Here is a 17,834-nt window from a genome sequence, read left to right on the forward strand (position 1 = left end):
TATTCGGGTTGTGAGCAACCCTCAGCACGTGTGAGCAACCCTCGGCACGGCGCAAGCAGCTCTCAGCACTGCTTTTTTGCCTTTTGCTTATTTGCTTTTTATTCGGGTTGTGAGCAACCCTCAGCACGTGTGAGCAACCCTCGGCACGGCGCGAGCAGCTCTCAACACTGCTTTTTTGCCTTTTGCTTATTTGCTTTTTATTCGGGTTGTGAGCAACCCTCGGCACGGCGCGAGCAGCTCTCAACACTGCTTTTTTGCCTTTTGCTTATTTGCTTTTTATTCGGGTTGTGAGCAACCCTCAGCACGTGTGAGCAACCTTCAGCACTGCTTTTTGCCTTTTGCTTATTTGCTTTTTATTCGGGTTGTGAGCAACCCTTAGCACTGCCTTTACTTCACTTTTCCGTATTTTTTCAAAATTTCTAGTGTTTTAGAAACGGGCAATCGCTCAATCGTATGTCCTTGGTGGCCTTTGGTCGTTTGAGCCATGAACAATGAATTGATGATGGCTTCTTCGGTGGCTTCCATCGCGGCTAGAAACAACGGTGAGGTGTCGTCGTTGCGCAGGAGAGGGTACGTTTCGAGCGGAGAGCTGGATTCGTGCGGAATTCGATACGCTGTCGAAAAAGCAATGACGTAGTCGCCACTGCCGTTGGCCATAATTCCTCCTGTTTTTCCTAATCCTAACAAGGCCCGTTTTGCCAAGCGTTTGAGATTGCGAGCGTCCAAGGGAGCATCGGTAGCTACTACAATCATGCAAGAACCATCACCCGATTTGTCGAGGGTTTCTTTGAACGAATACTTGCCCAACTCCACGCCAACGGGTGCGCCTGCCACTTCCAACACCCCGCCAAAATTGGTTTGTACCAAAACCCCCACCGTATAGCCTCCCAGTTTTTGGGGAAGCTTGCGCGATGACGTCCCAATTCCCCCTTTCCAGCCAAAACATACCGTACCCGTTCCTGCTCCCACGCAGCCTTCTTCTTGGTTGGTAGTAGTGGCGCGTTGGATAGCTTGAAGGACATCGGAGGTTTTGACGTGGCGACCTCGGATGTCATTTAAGTAACTATCGTTGGTCTCACCGACGACAGGGTTGACCGAGCGGACATTTTCGTTTCCTTTTTGTTGCAACGTCCAATCCACCAAGGCAGCACTGCCAGCAGGGACGCTCAACGTATTGGTCAGTACGATTGGTGTTTCGAGGTTGCCCAACTCAGTGACTTGGCTGTAGCCCGCTAATTTGCCAAAACCATTTCCCAACTCAATGGCAGCGGGTACTTTTTGTTGAAAAAGGTTGCCGTCGTGCGGTAAAATAGCCGTAACTCCCGTTCGGATACTATCGCCAATGGCCAGCGTTGTATGCCCCACTTTTACACCATTTACGTCGGTAATGGCATTTAATTTGCCCGTAGGAAGCACTCCGATACGAACTCCCAGGTCGCGCGCACGTTGGGCAGCGAGTGGAAAAGGCAGTGAAAAAATGACAATAATTAGCAGTAGGTAGAGGCGGTGCATGATTTTTTTGAAGTATTTAAAGAACAAAAGGGCCTGATTTCGTAACAAAGAAGTAATTAAATAAATAAGTAGAATAAATTGGCGAGTGAAAACAAGGTTCTTGAAAATATGCAATTAAACGTTGGTATGATTTAAGTTTTTCTTGGATAAGTATAGAAATAAAACAATTATTTGAAGAGACGTAAAATCATTGGTGTAATTTTGCGTTTAATTCAATCAGATGAGATTTTGAAGCTACCATGAGATATTCCATTCATTTCTTTTTCCTGTTATTTATTCATTTTCAGACAATCGTATGCGCCCAAGACAATCGCTCTAATTTCCACATTGAGCTGCCTAATGAGCCAAACTGGAACGTGGTGCATGAAGGAAGTCGTATTGAGTTTCGTCTAAAAGCCCTAGGGGGGAAGTCGGATTCGCTGATTTACTTCACGGTAAAACAGGGTTTGTTGGACGATATGAAGTTTGATTCGACGGGCTATTTTGAGTGGGTGCCTTCGTATGATTTGGCCGATAGAACCGATACTCAAAGGTCGATTCAGTTGATTGTAGAGGCAAAGAATGGCCATAATGAAACGGCGACTCGCTCGTTTGATTTGCGAGTCATTCACGTCAATCGACCGCCACAAATAGATATTTTAAAGCCGTTTTACGTCCAAAACCGCACGCAGAATATTTACCAAATTGATGCCAATGCGTTGAAGGATGAAGACAACGACCCGCTCGCGATTATTCCCGTCACAGAAACCCTGCCCGAAGGTGCCAAGCTGTCGGCAGCGGGCGAATTGACGTGGCATCCTTCGATGACTCAATTCAACAGTTTGAAAAATAAGCCCATCTACATTGACTTTTACGTAGAAGATCAACCAAGCAAAGCGCGGGCCAAGGGGCGCCTTAAATTAGAGGCTACTCAAATGGACTTACCACCCGATATCATTCAAATTCCGAAGGGAGATGCCTTTAAGGCAAAGGAAAATACGACGATTAATTTGAAGTTCTTTTTGTCAGATCCTAACGGTGACGATGATATTGAAGCCTTTGATTTTGTGACCGATAACCCCGACGTGCCTTCCAAAGCGTTGGTAAAAAATACCAATAACCAATACGAATTCATTTGGACGCCTACTTATGATTTTGTTAAAGATCCACATGATTCATTGACTTTTTTTATCAACTTTTTTGTGTTGGATAAAGAGCAAAATCGCAAAGAACAGAAGATTCGGTTTACGATTATGAATGCGGTCAACGAAATCGAGCGAGACCGTCAGTTATATACCTTGTACCGAAACTCCTTGGTGGAAGCGTGGAACTTGGTAACGCAGCTTTCTGAGAAAGAGCAAGAACTCAAAAGAGCGTACTTAAAAGCCAAAAAAGGAAAGAAAAACCGTTCGATGGTCAATGCGTCGTTGGGAGCAACCACTGGTTTATCGCCTGCATTGATAAAAACGGCTCAGACCAAGACGATTGTGACTGCGATTGGGGGAACAACCATTGCTACGATTGGGGCACTGGAAGCGGCGGAGGTAATTGGAAAACCACTGCGCGATTTGCTCGACCGTTATAATTATGTATTGGAAAAGAAAATTGAGATTCAGAACAAGGGTGATGTTTTTGCGCGGGAGTTTGCGCTAAAGGCAGCCCGTCGTCAAAACGATTATGCCAAAAAACGCGACGAATTTAGGGTAGCTTTGGCCATTAAAGGCTTGGTAACGCTGGATTTGGATGCGGGTTGGGAGAATAAAAAGGAAGCGACTGACAAGGCAATTGGAAATACCTTTAAGGATTTTACGCCGCTGGAAGTAGGAAACCGTTACCGTCCACAGTAAGTATCCTGTTATCATTTTTTATTAAGACGTTCCAAGGTTGAGCCAACAAACTTGGAACGTCTTTTTATTTTGCTACTTACTTGGTCACTTTCATTTTACCTTGCATCAAGGTATGGTGTCCTGGAAAAGTACAAAGGAAAGTGTAATCGCCAGGTTCAGAAGGAGCGACAAAATAAATGGTCTCGCTGGTTTCTGGTTGGAGAATATTGGTGTGAAACAATACATTCGCTGATTTAGGAACGTATTGCATGTCAGAGCCTTTGAGTCCGAGCTTAATCGCCGCTTCGCCCGTTGGGTTGGCGGTACCAGGTTTTACAAGGACGCAGTTGTGAAGCATGTCGTCGTTGTTGTTGAAAACCCACTTGATTTTGCTTCCTGCTTTCACCTGAACATCCGTAATATCGAACTTCAACCCAGGTTTTGTCCCTAAAATAATCACTTGGTCGGGGCCATTGCTCCAATTCGCAGGCTGCTCAATCACCCGTTTGGGGCTATTGCTGGCCTTGGCAGGGGTAGTCGTAGTGGCCGCAGGCATGGTATGACCTGCGTGGGCGTTGGCATCGGCCATTTGGGCGGGCGCAACCACGTTCCATTGCGACGTTGGGATTTTTTCGCCGTCAGGAATTTCGTTTAAGGTATAGTAGCCTACATTGTGCAAAAGTGCTAAACCTGCCGCTGAACGAATACCTTCTGCTTTGATTTCGTGGATGTAACCGAGTTTTAGGCTATCCAACACAATCCGCGCTTTGAGGCCGTTGTCCGCAACTTGAATGTGCTTAATCACGCGCTCAGAAGCACGAATGATGGGGCTCCCGTAGGTGCGATGGTATTTATAAGTAAACGTATTGAACTGATACGAAGCCGCATCTTGGGCCGTTTTTTTGTCAACGGGCAACGTAAATTCTACTTCAAAACCATCGGGAGTGGCTTTTACGGTTTTCATTTCAAACGGCGTTTTACCCGTCCAAACCAAGCGTTGAATCCCAAAATTGTCTTTTCCTGTCGCCGACCAGCCACGGCTCGTTTGTCCGACAAACATAGAGCCATCAAGCCCCCAAACCATTCTCAAAATTCCTGATTGGAATCCTTCGCGGAACGGGAAACAGATTCCTTGCCAGCGTCCTTTTACTTTTTCGAGCATGACGCGCATGATTTTGCTGTGCCCTTGGTCGCCGACAAACAATTGTCCTTCAAAAGGCCCAAAGGCTCCTTTGGTCATGTCTTCGCGAATATCGGAGGTAGAAATACCCATCAATGTGTGCGGAAACCACACGGCAGGAGCTTTCAAGCCTGGAACGCGTTTGGCTACTTCGTAAAGCGGTTCGCCCGTATCAGGAATGTCTTCTGTTTTGAGCTTAACGGGAGATTCGGGCTCTTGGCTCCAGCGCAAACCTGCGGGATTTCCTGCAAAATCACCCGATTCGAGGTGGGTCATGCGCCCCGAACCTACCCAGTCGCCTTGGTTTTCGGTGTAAAACATATCGCCATTTTGTAGGGCAACGTAGCCCGCTGGTGAACGAAGCCCCGTTGCGATGGGGGTCATGTTTGCTTTATCGTCGAACTTTAGCAACCAGCCGCGCCATTTGGCTAAACTCGCACCACGGCCAATCCAGTCGAGGTTGAGCGTGACGAGCAAATCACCGTTGGGCGCTTGAACAGGCCCGTACGAATATTCGTGATAATTTCCCGATAGTGGCCATTTGTAGAACGATTCGTAAATGTCAGCAACACCATCGTTATCTGAATCAACAAGGTGCGTGATTTCGCCGCGTTGTGATAACAAAAATGAACCATCGGGGCGGTACAACAAACCAAGTGGCTCGTGGAGGCCGTGGGCAAAACGCTTGTAAGAAGGTTGACCTGAGCCTTTAAGGTAGGGATTGGTAATCATCCACACTTCACCACGGCGCGTAGAAGCCGCAAGGCGCCCGTCGGGTAAGACGGCCAATCCACCCACTTCCAATTGGACTGTTTCGGGGATAGGCAGGGTAACAATACGGTAATAGTCTTCTTCGGTCATGGGGCGGTTTTGGGCCTGCCCTGCGAGTACCGACGTCAACAAAACAATGAGAGAATAAGCAATTCCTTTTTTCATGAACAACTATCTTAATTTTTCAATACAAAGGTCTAAAAAGTCCGTCTTTACCCAAAATAAAAGCGGAGTACTTCGAGTACTCCGCCCAATTTTTCTCCTCCAAAGAGGAAATATTACATAGAGGTAAGCACGTTGTTCATGTTGCGAACAGCATCTGCTGATTTTGCAAAGGCAGCTTTTTCTGATTCGCTCAAACGAAGGCTGATGATTTTTTCCCAACCACCTGCACCGATTACCACTGGCACACCCATGCAGATGTCTTTTTGGCCATACTCGCCATTGAGATAAACTGAGCAAGGGAAGATACGCTTTTGGTCACGTACGATGCTTTCTACCAACGTTGCTACTGCCGCACCTGGCGCATACCAAGCCGAAGTACCAATCAGTTTTGTCAACGTAGCACCACCTACCATGGTGTCAGCTGCTACTTGTTGCAATTTCTCTTCTGACAAGAAACGGCTCACTGGGATACCGTTGTAAGTTGCCAAACGAGTCAAAGGAATCATGGTTGTATCACCGTGACCACCGATTACCATACCGTGGAGGTCGTTAGGTGAAACATTCATTGCCATCGACAAGTACGTCTTGAAACGTGCGCTGTCCAAGATACCACCCATCCCGATGATACGCTTCTTAGGCAAGCCCAACTCTTTGAACGCCAAGTACGTCATGGTATCCATTGGGTTAGAAACGATGATGATGATGGCTTTGGGAGAGTATTTCAAAATGTTTTCTGCTACGCCTTTTACGATACCAGCGTTGATACCGATAAGTTCTTCGCGCGTCATACCTGGCTTGCGAGGAATCCCTGAAGTAATCACAACTACGTCCGAACCTTTTGTTTTTTCATAGTCACCTGTCGAACCGGTAATTTTTGTATCAAACCCGTTCAAGGTAGCTGTTTGAAACATATCAAGGGCTTTACCTTCCGACAAGCCTTCTTTGATGTCGAGCAATACTACTTCTTGGGCCAATTGGCGGCGGGCGATGTTGTCAGCACAAGTTGCACCTACTGCACCTGCACCTACTACGGTAATTTTCATTAGGAATATGAATTTTTGGTGAATTAACAGTTTTCTAAAAAACGCCGTAAAGATAGGGCGAAAAGCATTTGAAGCTACTCTTAAAGGTATTTTTAATGCTAAAAATAGATAGTTTGATGCCGTTTATCCGATTTTCACAAGGAGACTGTTCTTGGAAATTGCTGCTCATCCCAAAATGATTGTGAACCGTATAATCACTACCTTACCTTTGTATTACTGTTTTCAGCCATGAAATGTTAATTTTAACCAATTGATTATTACTACAACCTTTACTAATATGACACTTAAACGAAACGGGGCGGTCATTAAAACCGTCCGTGAAATTACGATAGGAGCTGCTTTGTCGGTGGCTTTATTGAATGGGGGAATGATGCTGCAAAGCTGCGGTGGTTCGTCGGACAATGACCGTGAACAAACCGAAGCACCTTACAAAGGCCGCCCCGTCAAAACGTACATTACCGAAATGAAACCGGGTGAATTTAAAATCACGGATGAAGTGGAGGTGAAAAATGCGTCGGAAGCAGGGGCGATTGTGCGCTATTTCGACGGCCGCCGCGATACGCTGAGTGTGGCAGAAGCGCAAAGGCTGGTGAAAACTGACTCCACAACGCGGGATTATTACAACAACCCTAATCATTATCATAGCCATTACCACCACCGTAGCTCGTTGTCGAACGCACTGCTTTGGGGTGGAATGGGGTATATGTTGGGGCGCAATAACTCATCTCAATTTTACAATGAACAACGTGAACGCCAGTACAGCTCGGGGGCGTACGCCAACTCGTCGGTGTATGCGCGCTCATCGGGTATTCACGACAACTACCACAGTCACCGCAAAAGCGTTGCGTCTCGGCCAAGCAGTAGCCGTAGCGGATTTTTCAGCCGTGCAGGGCGCAGTTTTGGCGGATAATTTTTATTGATAACAACCATGATACGAACACATTATTTGAATAATAGCCCCGAAACTCAACTCCGTAACGTAGGTTGGGATTGGATGCTTGGGGCCGATACGCTGCCTTACCTGACCAATGAGGCGGTAGCCATCAAATCGTACGAGGCCGAGGCGTATTACAATGCCGCCAACGAACTCTACGAAATTTATGCCGAAGCAGCGCAGCACGTCATCGACCGTCAGCTTTGGAAAGAAATGGGGATTCCCGAAAATTTGATTGAACTGGTCAAACTGACGTGGGAAGACGAGCGTCATTGGCACATTTATGGTCGTTTTGACTTGGCGGGAGGGGTAGGGCGCGAGCCTATCAAACTCATTGAGTTTAACGCCGATACCGCTACTTGTATTCCCGAAACGGCCGTAGTGCAGTGGGCGCACCTCAAAGCCAACCAAATGGACGAAAGCAAGCAGTTTAACAACGTTTATGAGGCATTGAAATCGCAGTTTTCGGAGCTTCGTCAGCGCAATCGCCACTTAAACCCGACCTTGTTGTTTTCGACCATGCGCGACGCCCCCGAAGACGATACCAACGTGGCTGTATTGGGTGAAGCCGCGCGCGAGGCAGGCTTTGACGTGGAGTTTAGCTACATCGATGAGATTGAGTTTTCGCCTACGGATGGGATTTTTAGACAGAATCCTCAAAATGGGCAATTTGAATCCTTTGATTTTTGGTTCAAACTCGTGCCGTGGGAGTACATTGGTTACGAAGAACCTGAGTTGGCAGATTTGCTGACAAGCATCGTCAAAAACGGGAAAGCGGTCATTATCAATCCCGCCTATACCTTGCTTTTTCAGTCGAAATACATTTTAAAGTTACTCTGGGATTTGTACCCCAATCACCCGCTGTTGCTGCCGACTTCATTGCAGCCTTTTACGGACAAAACCAGCGTGGAAAAGGTGCTTTTTGGACGGGAAGGGGCCAATGTTCGAATCATTGAAAGCAACGGAGCCGTTGTTTCGTCGGCAGAAGGCGAGTACGGAGATTACGAAAAAGTCTATCAGGAGTACGTTGAATTTTCGCGCGATTCGCTCGGGAAACGCTACCAAGCGGGTGTTTTTTGGGCGGGAGAAGGTTGTGGTTTGGGCTACCGTCGCGGCGGCAAAATCATCGACAATACTGCCCAATTTGTGGGACATGTGGTGGAGTAGGGGGGACAGCGTGCGTCTGGATGTGAGCATCCAGACGCACGCTGCTTCTACGCTGACTCAAAGGTGAATTTGTACTGTAATGATAAAAACTGTTCAAATTTGAAATTCTTCAATGAACTTGGAGAATAAACCTGCCAGCCACTTTTTGGGTTTATAATTTCTTGTACGCTAAACTTGATAGGAGTTGTAACCAAGAAACCCTTTACTCGATTAACCTCTCTGAATTTTTCAATTGCTTCTAGCTCGATTCTCTTAAAAAGGGACTCAATGTCTTCTTTAGAGAAAGTTATTTTGAATGGGAAGACCAAGATTGGATTCTCTTTGTTTAACTTCTCTTTTAATGTTACATAGAGAAAATAGTCAGCTTCAAATTCGTAAGACTTACTTTTGTGTTCATTAACAGTTATCTCGTCTAATTCTTTATACCTCACACCCAGCTCTCTAAATACTTCCATTAGATGTGTGTCATATCCGACCTTAGAAACATCCATAGGGCTAACAGAAAAAGCAGTTCTGAAGATGATGTTGGTGGGGGTAAATAGTTCTTTCTGTTGGATAATTATGTCGGTGGTTTCCATAAGATATTAAGTGTTGAGCAAATCAAGGACATCCGATGGCGTGAGTGTCCCATTTGTAAAAATAGGTTTTATCGGGCGTATCACGTCTGGATGTGAGCATCCAGACACACCTATACGCTCAAAAACTCCAAAGCCCTGCGTTCCGCCCACGAAAACTCGTCGTTGGGTACCATAAAACCGACGTGACCGCCTTCAGTGGGGGTTTCTACAAAAATATGGGAGCTTTTCTCGGCCAATGCCTTGGGCGCACAGTCGGCGTTGAGAATGGGGTCGTTTTGGGCGTTGCAAATGAGAACTGGAATGCTGACATTTTCAATAAAATTGGCAGCAGAAGCTTGTTCATAAAAATCGTCGGCATCGCGGTAGCCGTTGACGGGGGCGGAGAAAAAATCGTCAAAATCCTTCCATATTTTTACCTCTTTGAGCTTGGCTAGGTCAATTCGATTGGGATACAGTCGGTCTTTTTCGGTTATTTTTTTAAGCAATTTTTTCTTAAACCGTTCGCGGTAGAGTCGGTTTTGGGGTAGATCCAACAACTGAGCGCTTGTTTTTAAGTTGGTAGGTGCCGAAAAAGCAGCTACTCCCCGCACAATATCGGGTAATTCTTTGCCCTTGACGCCCACGTACTTGAGCGAGATATTTCCACCCATGCTGTACCCTACCAGCGATACCTGTTCGTATTTTTTGGTGCGAAGGGCGTGGGAAATTACTTCTGAAATGTCCCCCGTTTCGCCGTGGTTGTAGAGGCGAAACGCGCGGTTCATCTCGCCACTGCACGAGCGACAATTCCAGGCCAATACGTCCCAGCCATGTTGGGCAAAGAGCTTGGCCGTTCCTTTTACGTAATGCCGATGCGAGTCTCCTTCTAAACCGTGGGTGATAACCACCAATTTTTTGCTACCTGTATCAAGCCAATCGACATCCACAAAGTCCCCGTCGGAAAGCGTCAGCCGTTCGCGCTCATAATCAACCCCTTTGATTTTTCGGAATACACTCGGAATCACGGTTTGTAGGTGTCCGTTGAACAAAAAACGCGGAGGGCCTGGGTAGCTAGAACGATGAATGACGGGCATACGGACGAAGTTTTTTTGCAAAATTGCGGCTATTTTAGCGAAAATTCGCACCCGCTGGATTAAAAAATGAGCTTCATCTACAGAAACTTATCCTTAATGTGATGGTGTTATGAATTTGGGAATTAGCTTATTGAGCAATGATTTATTTTGCACATTTCTAATAAAGGCACGCCTTAGGTTTCTCAATGGGTTCATTTTCAAAAAAATATAAAAACAAAGAGGGCTTAAAAGTCAATAGTCAATCGACTCGGTAGGTTGTTGGGTTTAAAGATTCCCTTTATTTTTGCGTATAGTTGTTTCGACAACTATGCACCTCACTCACATTCATCTATGCTTTTATGATTCGTTCAGTTGCAGACCGTATTTATTTAGACAACGCCGCTACGACGCCCATCGACGCGGAAGTAATCGAAGCCATGCTCCCTTGGATAACGGAGCAGTACGGAAACCCGTCGTCGATTCATGGACACGGGCGTGTCGTAAAATCGGCGATTGAACAAGCACGCAAAACCGTGGCAGGATTGCTCAATACGTCGCCTTCCCAAATTTTCTTTACCTCGGGAGGAACCGAAGCTGATAACACGGCCATCCTTTGCAGCGTGGAGGCGTACAATCTTACCCACGCCATCACCTCGCCGCTAGAGCACCACGCCGTTTTACATACATTGGAGTATTTGGCCAAAGTAGGAAAAATCAAACTCAGCATGGTCAACATCGACGAAAAAGGCCACGTGGACATCAACCACTTGGAGGAATTGTTGAAGACCAACCCTCGCTCGTTGGTGTCGTTGATGCACGGGAATAATGAAATTGGCAACTTGTTGGATTTGAATGTGGTAGGGGAGTTGTGTGAGCAATACAACGCCATTTTTCACAGCGATACAGTACAAACGATGGGGCATTTGCGCCATGATTTGAAGAGTTTGAAAACCAATTTTTTGGTCGGCGCAGCGCATAAATTTAATGGCCCTAAAGGCGTTGGATTCTTGTACGTCAACGATGTGCGTATTCATCCGTACATTCACGGTGGGGCGCAAGAACGAAACATGCGCGGCGGAACAGAAAATGTGTATGGGATTGTGGGCTTGGCCAAAGCATTAGAAATCGCCTACCGCGACATGGACAGTCACCGCGCCCATCTGGAAAACCTCAAAAAAAGAATGATTGCGGGCTTCCGCGAAAAAATAGAAGACGTTCGTTTCAACGGCGACTCAGCCAACCTTGAGCGGAGTAATTACACGGTTTTGAACGTGAGTTTACCTCCGTCGGACGTCAATGATATGTTGTTGTTCAACTTGGACATTGCCAAGATTTCGGCGTCGGGCGGAAGCGCCTGTTCGAGCGGCTCGGAAGTAGGTTCGCACGTATTGTCGGCGTTGGGCGTAGCTCCTGAGCGCGGCAATGTTCGTTTCTCATTTGGTAAATACAACACCGAAGCTGAAATCGACTACGCCGTAGCAACCGTAGCGGATATGTATAAAACGGTAGGTGTGTAAGCGCAAGTACTTACCAAGCAATAGAAACCCCTTCGGTGAGGGGGTGCGCCATGCAGGTTAGCACTTGTCCATTGGCAACCTCCTCATCGGTCAATACTTCGTTGTATTCCATTTCTACTTCGCCTGAGGTGCACAGGGCAATGCACGCCCCACACCGTCCTGCGCGGCAGGTGTAAGGCAAGGGCCAACCCGCCACCAATCCCGCATCCAGGAGCGTCTGATTTTCACGAACTGAAATCGTTTGTTGCGTCTCTTGGAAGCTCGCCAAAATCGTTTGGGCAGGATACTGCTTGGGCGTTGGCGGTTTGGGCTCAATCACAAAATGCTCCCGTTGGAGTTGGTCTTTGTGAAAACCCATCGTCAACAAACTTATTTCCACCATCAACATATAATGGAATGGTCCACAGGCGTAAAAATGGGCGTCAGAAAAAGGAGCGCCTTGAAGGGTTTGCTGAATAATTTCTTCCAATAAAGTGCCATTGAGGCGAGCCCAACGCAGATTTTTGGCATTTCCCCACAGAAAAATAACTTTCAATTGCTCAGAATGAGCGGCTTGAAGTGCGGTAAGTTGGGCGTAAAAAATGGTGGATTCTACCGATTTGTTACTGTAAATCAGGGTAATCTTCGTAGAAGGATGTTTGGCCAAAAGTTCTTTGGCTAACGCTAAAAGTGGGGTAATACCACTTCCTGCGGCCAACAAAAAAACGTGCTTCGGTGGATGAGCAGAAAGCACAAATCGACCCGCAGGAGGCAGGCACTCCCAAACGTCGCCAATGCGGCTATAATCGAGCAATGGGCGGGAAATCAGACCATTGGCAACGCGCTTAATCGTAACCGAAGGAAGATTATCGACCGACGGAGACGACGACAGCGAAAACGACCGACGAACTTCGTGTCCGCTTTCTTGGAACAAAAACGTCAAAAATTGCCCCGCTTGGTACTCCAGCGGTTGTCCATCGACGGATGCTAACACAAAGGTTTTGCTGTCCTCGGTTTCTTCGATGATGTCTTGAATGGCTAATCGTTGCGTAATGGGCGTCATAAGGGTATAAAAAAGGCGAGGTGGTTGACCTCGCCTGCAACTATTTAAGTATTATTTTACTTCTTTGTCGGGCATCAGCTCGGCGAGTTTTTTGGTGAGGGCTTCACCACGTAAGTTCTTGCCGACGATTTTGCCGTTAGGGTCTAACAAAAAGCTGGCAGGAATCGAATTGATACCGTACTGAACAGCTACTTCGTTTTGCCAGTATTTCAAATCCGAAACGTGTGTCCAGGTAAGTTCGTCTTTTTCGATGGCTTTGAGCCATGGTTCTTTTTTCTGGTCAAGCGATACGCCCAAAACTGTAAATCCTTTGTCTTTGTAAGCATTGAATGCCTTTACCACATTCGGGTTTTCTTGGCGACAAGGGCCGCACCATGATGCCCAAAAATCGACCAATACGTACTTTCCACGAAGCGATGACAACGAGACAGGTTTTTCGTTGACATCGTTTTGGGTGAACTCCATGGCCAATTGTCCAACCGCAGTTTTGGCGTTAACGTCGATTTTTTTCTTCAAATCTTTGGCAAAGTTCGACGTGAGCGCGTCGCCTTTTAAATAACCATACATGCTCGACAACTCGCTGTCTTCGCCGTAGAAGAAACGGCTACGCACCAACCACGCACTTACCAACGACTCAGGGTTGGTTTGGATAAATTCTTTGGCTTTTGTCGTAATCTGCTCGTCGATTTTGTCAACTTGCTCGTTGAACTCTTTGTAAGGCTGTTTCTTTTGGTACGCATCCATCAGCGCGGCCATGACAGGACGGCGTTGGTTGTTAAGCGACGCAATGGAAGCAGTATAACGCGACAAGTCATCGTTGATACGGGTTCCTACTACGCTTGAATTTTCAAGTTCTTCGAGGCTACCCGCAAACGTAAGTGTGGCGTTTTTCTCCACAAAAAACGAAGTCTGCGTTTTGCCCACGCGAAGGTAAGCCGTGGTAAGGTCTTCGATTTGCCCTTTGAAGTTAAATTCACCATTCGCCGACTTGAGCGAATCAATGGTTTTTCCGTAACGGAGATAAATAGTTTGGTCTTTTAGTCCTTTGATGGCGCCTGTCACCGAAAAAGGTGCGGGGTCGGCTACGGCCAAGAAAGGAAGCAATGCGAGGCAAGACAATAAAAGCTTTTTCATCGCGAAATGGTTTTGAGTTTCAGTGAAATGTAAATGTTTCGGCAAGATAAGGCGTATTCAGTAGAGTGCCAAATTGGGTAGGGGTATAAAACTAAAAAAGCGGAGAGTGTTCTCCGCTTTTTGTTACTATTTTACCCAATCCAAGCCTCAACCTCTTCTTTTTTCGGCATGGGAGCGTCGATTTTTAGTTTTTTGCGCAAACCGCCCAAATCGTTGAACACTTTGTTGGGGTTGGCCGCTTTGAGGGCGTCGATGGTCAAGAAACCCATTTTTTGGAGGGCAGGCACCCAAATCGCGGGCACGCCTTGCGCTACGTAATCGGCTTCGGTGGCCATTTCTACCTTCTTCTCTGGACGCATTTGTGGGAAGAACAATACCTCCTGAATGCTGGTTTGGTCGGTCATCATCATCGTCAGACGGTCGATACCGATACCAATTCCCGAAGTAGTAGGCATTCCGTACTCAAGCGAACGGATGAAGTCTTCGTCCATGGCCATTGCTTCTTCGTCGCCGCGTTCGGCAAGGCGAAGTTGTTCCTCAAAACGCTCCCGTTGGTCGATAGGGTCGTTTAGCTCAGAATACGCATTGGCAACTTCTTTTCCGTTGATAAACAACTCAAAACGCTCCACCAAACCAGGTTTGCTACGGTGCTTTTTGGTCAATGGCGACATCTCAACGGGATAGTCGATGATAAACGTCGGCTGGATTAAGTTGTCTTCTACCTTCGCGCCGAAAATCTCGTCGATGAGTTTGGCCACGCCCATGGTCGCGTCGGTTTCGATGCCCCACTCCTTGCACTGAGCGATGAGTTCTGCTTCGGTTTTGCCTTCTACGTTGACGCCCGTGTATTTTTCAATCGCTTCAAAAATGCTCAATCGTGTGTAAGGCCCTGCAAACTCGATTTCGTTGCCCCACGATTGGATTTTGGTCGTACCGTTTACCGCGATGGCTACTTTCTCAAGGATTTCTTCCGTGATGCCCATCATCCAATGATAATCTTTGTAGGCTACGTAAAACTCCAACGACGTAAACTCTGGGTTGTGAGTACGGTCCATTCCTTCGTTGCGGAACATTTTTCCAAACTCGTACACCCCATCAAAACCACCCACAATGAGGCGCTTTAGGTAAAGTTCGTTGGCGATACGCATGTACAACGGCATGTCGAGCGTGTTGTGGTGCGTCTTAAACGGACGGGCTGTTGCTCCGCCGTGGATGGGCTGGAGAATAGGCGTTTCGACTTCCAACCAGCCTCTGTCGTCAAAAATCCGACGCATGGTGCTGATGATGCGGGCGCGTTTGATAAAAATATCTTTGACGTGTGGATTTACAATCAAGTCCACGTACCGCTGACGGAAACGTTGCTCGGGGTCCGAAAATGCGTCATACACTTTGCCATCTACTTCTTTCACCACAGGAAGTGGGCGAAGCGATTTGTTCAAAATTTTAAACTCCTCAACGTGAATCGAGATTTCACCCGTTTGGGTGGTAAAAACATACCCTTTGACCCCGATGATGTCGCCGATGTCGAGCAATTTTTTGAAAACCGTATTATAGAGCGTTTTATCTTCGCCAGGGCAAAGGTCGTCGCGACGGAAATAGAGCTGAACGCGTCCCGTGCTGTCTTGTAATTCAACAAACGACGCGCTTCCCATGATACGGAAGCCCATTAAACGGCCTGCAATGGAGATACTCTTATAATTGAGCTTATCGTTTTCGTAGTTTTTATGAATATCGGCTGCCGTAGCGTTTACCTCAAATAATTCGGCAGGATAAGGGTCAATCCCCATTTTCATCAAATCTTCGCGCTTTTGGCGGCGGAGGAGTTCTTGTTCGCTCAACATTTACTTGGTTGTTTTAAGCCCCTTACCCCTCGTTGGGGAAATGTACAGATACGGGACTATTCGTTGTTTTTATAAATATTGATGCAAAATTAGGCAAAAGCCTCCAAAACTTGCTTCCCTAGCGCGACTTCTTCTAAATGAGCTAGAAAAAGGGTCGTTGCTTGAGCACACCATGCTTGAAAATGGTCTTGTGCAGGTACGTGATTGGGAAGGTAATCAAGGAACAGCGACAGGTCAAATTCTTCGGCGGCAATCCCTGCGCCCGCCCGCTGCGCATCAAGGGAGTTGCAGGCTTGTTCGTAGTGAGCAGGAACCATCAAAGCAGGCTTTCCAAGGTACATCGCTTCGCAAACCGACTCAAACCCTGCCGTTGTCACCAGTGCTGTACAACGTGCCATCATCTCTAAAAACTTTGCTCCGTCCACTTTATGAAAAGTCAGTGTTTCGTCAAAACGGTGGTCGGGTTGGTCCCAAAAACAGTGTAAATTCACTTCAGGATGCTGTAAGTGCCACTCAATCACGGTTTTACTCATGGCGGCGTAGGTGACATAGACCAGAAAAAAGGGTTCTTGGGTAGGCGTCAGCGCTTTGACCGCCCCACGAAGAAGGGGTGGGACGGTCACGATGCGGTGGTGGGTAGGAATAGCAGTGGGATAAAAAGAAAGAGCCAGCAGTTTTTGAGCCCGTATTGCTGTAAAGCGCGTATTGATTTTTAACAACCAATGGTCTAAACTGCGTTGGGCAGGAAATATAAAATCGTTGCGTAAGAACAAATAATGGTGCCCAACGGCGACAATCGGAACCGCAGGCCGATACGTCAGCGCGTATAAACCACCAAGCACATCGTAAAAATTGACAATAACGTCAGGTTGGTAATGCTGGACGTGGGCATGAATGGCTTGGAGGCTTTTGACGTAGAGAGGAATCCGAAAAAGATGATGCGTAATTGTTTTGGAAAAACTAATTCCCCGTTTCCCCATTATCAAATGTGGACTGTCAAACGAGTGAATGTCAGCGGGAAATGAATCGTAAAAGAAAGAAGGTAATTGCCGTCCTTTTCCGATTCCGACCAGCCCAGCTACCACTTCGTGGCCGTTGGCGCGCAATAACTGAGCCAACGAAATGGCTTGGGTCAAGTGACCTCGACCTTCGCCTTGGATAATAAACAGAAACTTACTCACGATGCCGCCCGCTCTTTTACCCCAAAAAACTCGGATACCGTTGGTTCGTCTGCTTTGCCCATTTGGGCTTCGTTGTAATAGACGAGGGTCCAGTTGCCATCGTGGTCTTCGACCAAAGCCGTGAGCGATTCTACCCAGTCGCCTGAGTTCATGTAAAGTACGCCGTCAATGTCGCGCATGGCAGGCTGGTGAATGTGCCCGCAGATGATTCCGTCGCAGTTACGAGAGCGTGCTAGTTCGGTTAGTTTTTCTTCAAAATCAGAAACGTAATTGACGGCTGCCTTGACTTTTTGCTTGATTAATTGCGAAAGTGAGTAATACGGCAGTCCGCACCAGTCGCGGTAGTGATTGTATAACTTGTTGATCCACAGTAAGAAGGTGTAGCCCGCGTCGCCCAAATACGCTAACCACTTCATGTGCGTCGTAATGCTGTCGAAGACATCGCCGTGGGTAACGTAAAACCGTTTTTGTCCCGATTTCAGGATGTAGTCTTTGCGAATTTGAAACTGTTTCCCGAGACGTAGGGGCATGATTTGGTCTAAAAAATCATCGTGATTTCCACGAATATAAATGACCTTGGTGTGGTAGTCATCCATCATTTTTAGCACTGTTTTGAAAAAAGCCGTATGCCGACGCTTCCACGTACCGTATTTTTTCAACTGCCATCCGTCGATGATGTCACCGTTCAGGATAAGCCGTTTGCATTTGTATTGCTTCAAAAAATGCGTGACTTCTTTGGCCTTGGAGCCGCTAGTTCCGAGGTGAACATCCGAAATCACGATGGTACGATAGTGCGTCTTCTGCTTCATGTTCGCAAATTGCACTTCATCTGTTACTTTATTATTGCTTGATTTTTAAGGTTTTAAAAAGTTTTTGGAGGCTTTCCTAACAAATGGGTAATGTAAAAAAATA

Annotated in this window: 14 protein-coding genes; 4 read left to right on the top strand and 10 right to left on the bottom strand. The window is 46.8% G+C overall.

Translation table 11 applies throughout. The annotated features are described in order from the left end of the window. Window positions 1-387 precede the first annotated feature (387 nt). Window positions 388-1,512, bottom strand: a complete 1,125-nt coding sequence (locus AC23N5_RS19175) for a DmpA family aminopeptidase (protein WP_183974552.1) — start codon at window positions 1,510-1,512, stop codon at window positions 388-390. 239 nt (window positions 1,513-1,751) lie between these two features. Here AC23N5_RS19175 and AC23N5_RS19180 point away from each other — a divergent pair, with 239 nt between their 5' ends. Continuing rightward, entirely contained in the window at window positions 1,752-3,338 is a 1,587-nt protein-coding gene (locus AC23N5_RS19180; protein WP_183974550.1) for a hypothetical protein, read from the top strand. Between the two features lie 76 nt (window positions 3,339-3,414). Here AC23N5_RS19180 and AC23N5_RS19185 read toward each other — a convergent pair whose 3' ends face one another. Then, window positions 3,415-5,433: a plastocyanin/azurin family copper-binding protein gene (locus AC23N5_RS19185; RefSeq protein ID WP_183974548.1), complete on the bottom strand. Its 2,019-nt coding sequence runs from the start codon at window positions 5,431-5,433 to the stop codon at window positions 3,415-3,417. Between the two features lie 113 nt (window positions 5,434-5,546). Further along, window positions 5,547-6,476: a malate dehydrogenase gene (mdh, locus tag AC23N5_RS19190; RefSeq protein WP_183974546.1), complete on the bottom strand. Its 930-nt coding sequence runs from the start codon at window positions 6,474-6,476 to the stop codon at window positions 5,547-5,549. A 277-nt stretch (window positions 6,477-6,753) separates the two neighbouring features. Between mdh and AC23N5_RS19195 the strand changes: the two genes are divergently transcribed. Both AC23N5_RS19195 and AC23N5_RS19200 read left to right on the top strand, forming a co-directional pair. Then, entirely contained in the window at window positions 6,754-7,386 is a 633-nt protein-coding gene (locus AC23N5_RS19195) for a Cj0371 family chemotaxis-regulating polar lipoprotein (protein WP_183974544.1), read from the top strand. 18 nt (window positions 7,387-7,404) lie between these two features. Further along, window positions 7,405-8,577: a glutathionylspermidine synthase family protein gene (locus AC23N5_RS19200; RefSeq protein WP_487756827.1), complete on the top strand. Its 1,173-nt coding sequence runs from the start codon at window positions 7,405-7,407 to the stop codon at window positions 8,575-8,577. A gap of 47 nt (window positions 8,578-8,624) precedes the next feature. Here AC23N5_RS19200 and AC23N5_RS19205 read toward each other — a convergent pair whose 3' ends face one another. Next, entirely contained in the window at window positions 8,625-9,155 is a 531-nt protein-coding gene (locus AC23N5_RS19205; RefSeq protein WP_487756828.1) for a hypothetical protein, read from the bottom strand. Between the two features lie 110 nt (window positions 9,156-9,265). Beyond that, complete coding sequence (locus tag AC23N5_RS19210; RefSeq protein ID WP_487756829.1) at window positions 9,266-10,228, bottom strand: YheT family hydrolase; 963 nt, start codon at window positions 10,226-10,228, stop codon at window positions 9,266-9,268. A 338-nt stretch (window positions 10,229-10,566) separates the two neighbouring features. Here AC23N5_RS19210 and AC23N5_RS19215 point away from each other — a divergent pair, with 338 nt between their 5' ends. Then, window positions 10,567-11,724, top strand: a complete 1,158-nt coding sequence (locus AC23N5_RS19215) for a cysteine desulfurase family protein (RefSeq protein ID WP_487756830.1) — start codon at window positions 10,567-10,569, stop codon at window positions 11,722-11,724. Window positions 11,725-11,734: 10 nt separating this feature from the next. Here the strand turns inward: AC23N5_RS19215 and AC23N5_RS19220 are convergent, their stop codons facing one another. The 5 genes from AC23N5_RS19220 to AC23N5_RS19240 all read right to left on the bottom strand — a co-directional run bounded on the left by AC23N5_RS19220 (window position 11,735) and on the right by AC23N5_RS19240 (window position 17,731). Further along, a complete protein-coding gene (locus AC23N5_RS19220; protein WP_487756831.1) occupies window positions 11,735-12,766 on the bottom strand; it encodes a flavin reductase family protein in 1,032 nt (343 codons plus the stop codon). A 51-nt stretch (window positions 12,767-12,817) separates the two neighbouring features. Then, window positions 12,818-13,900 (bottom strand): redoxin domain-containing protein, encoded by a 1,083-nt coding sequence (locus AC23N5_RS19225; RefSeq protein ID WP_487756832.1) that lies wholly within the window; start codon window positions 13,898-13,900, stop codon window positions 12,818-12,820. A 131-nt stretch (window positions 13,901-14,031) separates the two neighbouring features. Then, a complete protein-coding gene (lysS, locus tag AC23N5_RS19230; protein WP_183974530.1) occupies window positions 14,032-15,741 on the bottom strand; it encodes a lysine--tRNA ligase in 1,710 nt (569 codons plus the stop codon). Window positions 15,742-15,830: 89 nt separating this feature from the next. Beyond that, window positions 15,831-16,922, bottom strand: a complete 1,092-nt coding sequence (locus AC23N5_RS19235; protein ID WP_487756833.1) for a glycosyltransferase family protein — start codon at window positions 16,920-16,922, stop codon at window positions 15,831-15,833. Further along, entirely contained in the window at window positions 16,919-17,731 is an 813-nt protein-coding gene (locus tag AC23N5_RS19240; RefSeq protein ID WP_487756834.1) for a UDP-2,3-diacylglucosamine diphosphatase, read from the bottom strand. The genes AC23N5_RS19235 and AC23N5_RS19240 overlap by 4 nt, the downstream gene beginning before the upstream one ends. Between the last annotated feature and the right edge of the window lie 103 nt (window positions 17,732-17,834).

This window comes from Runella sp. R5_40 (assembly GCF_057652295.1).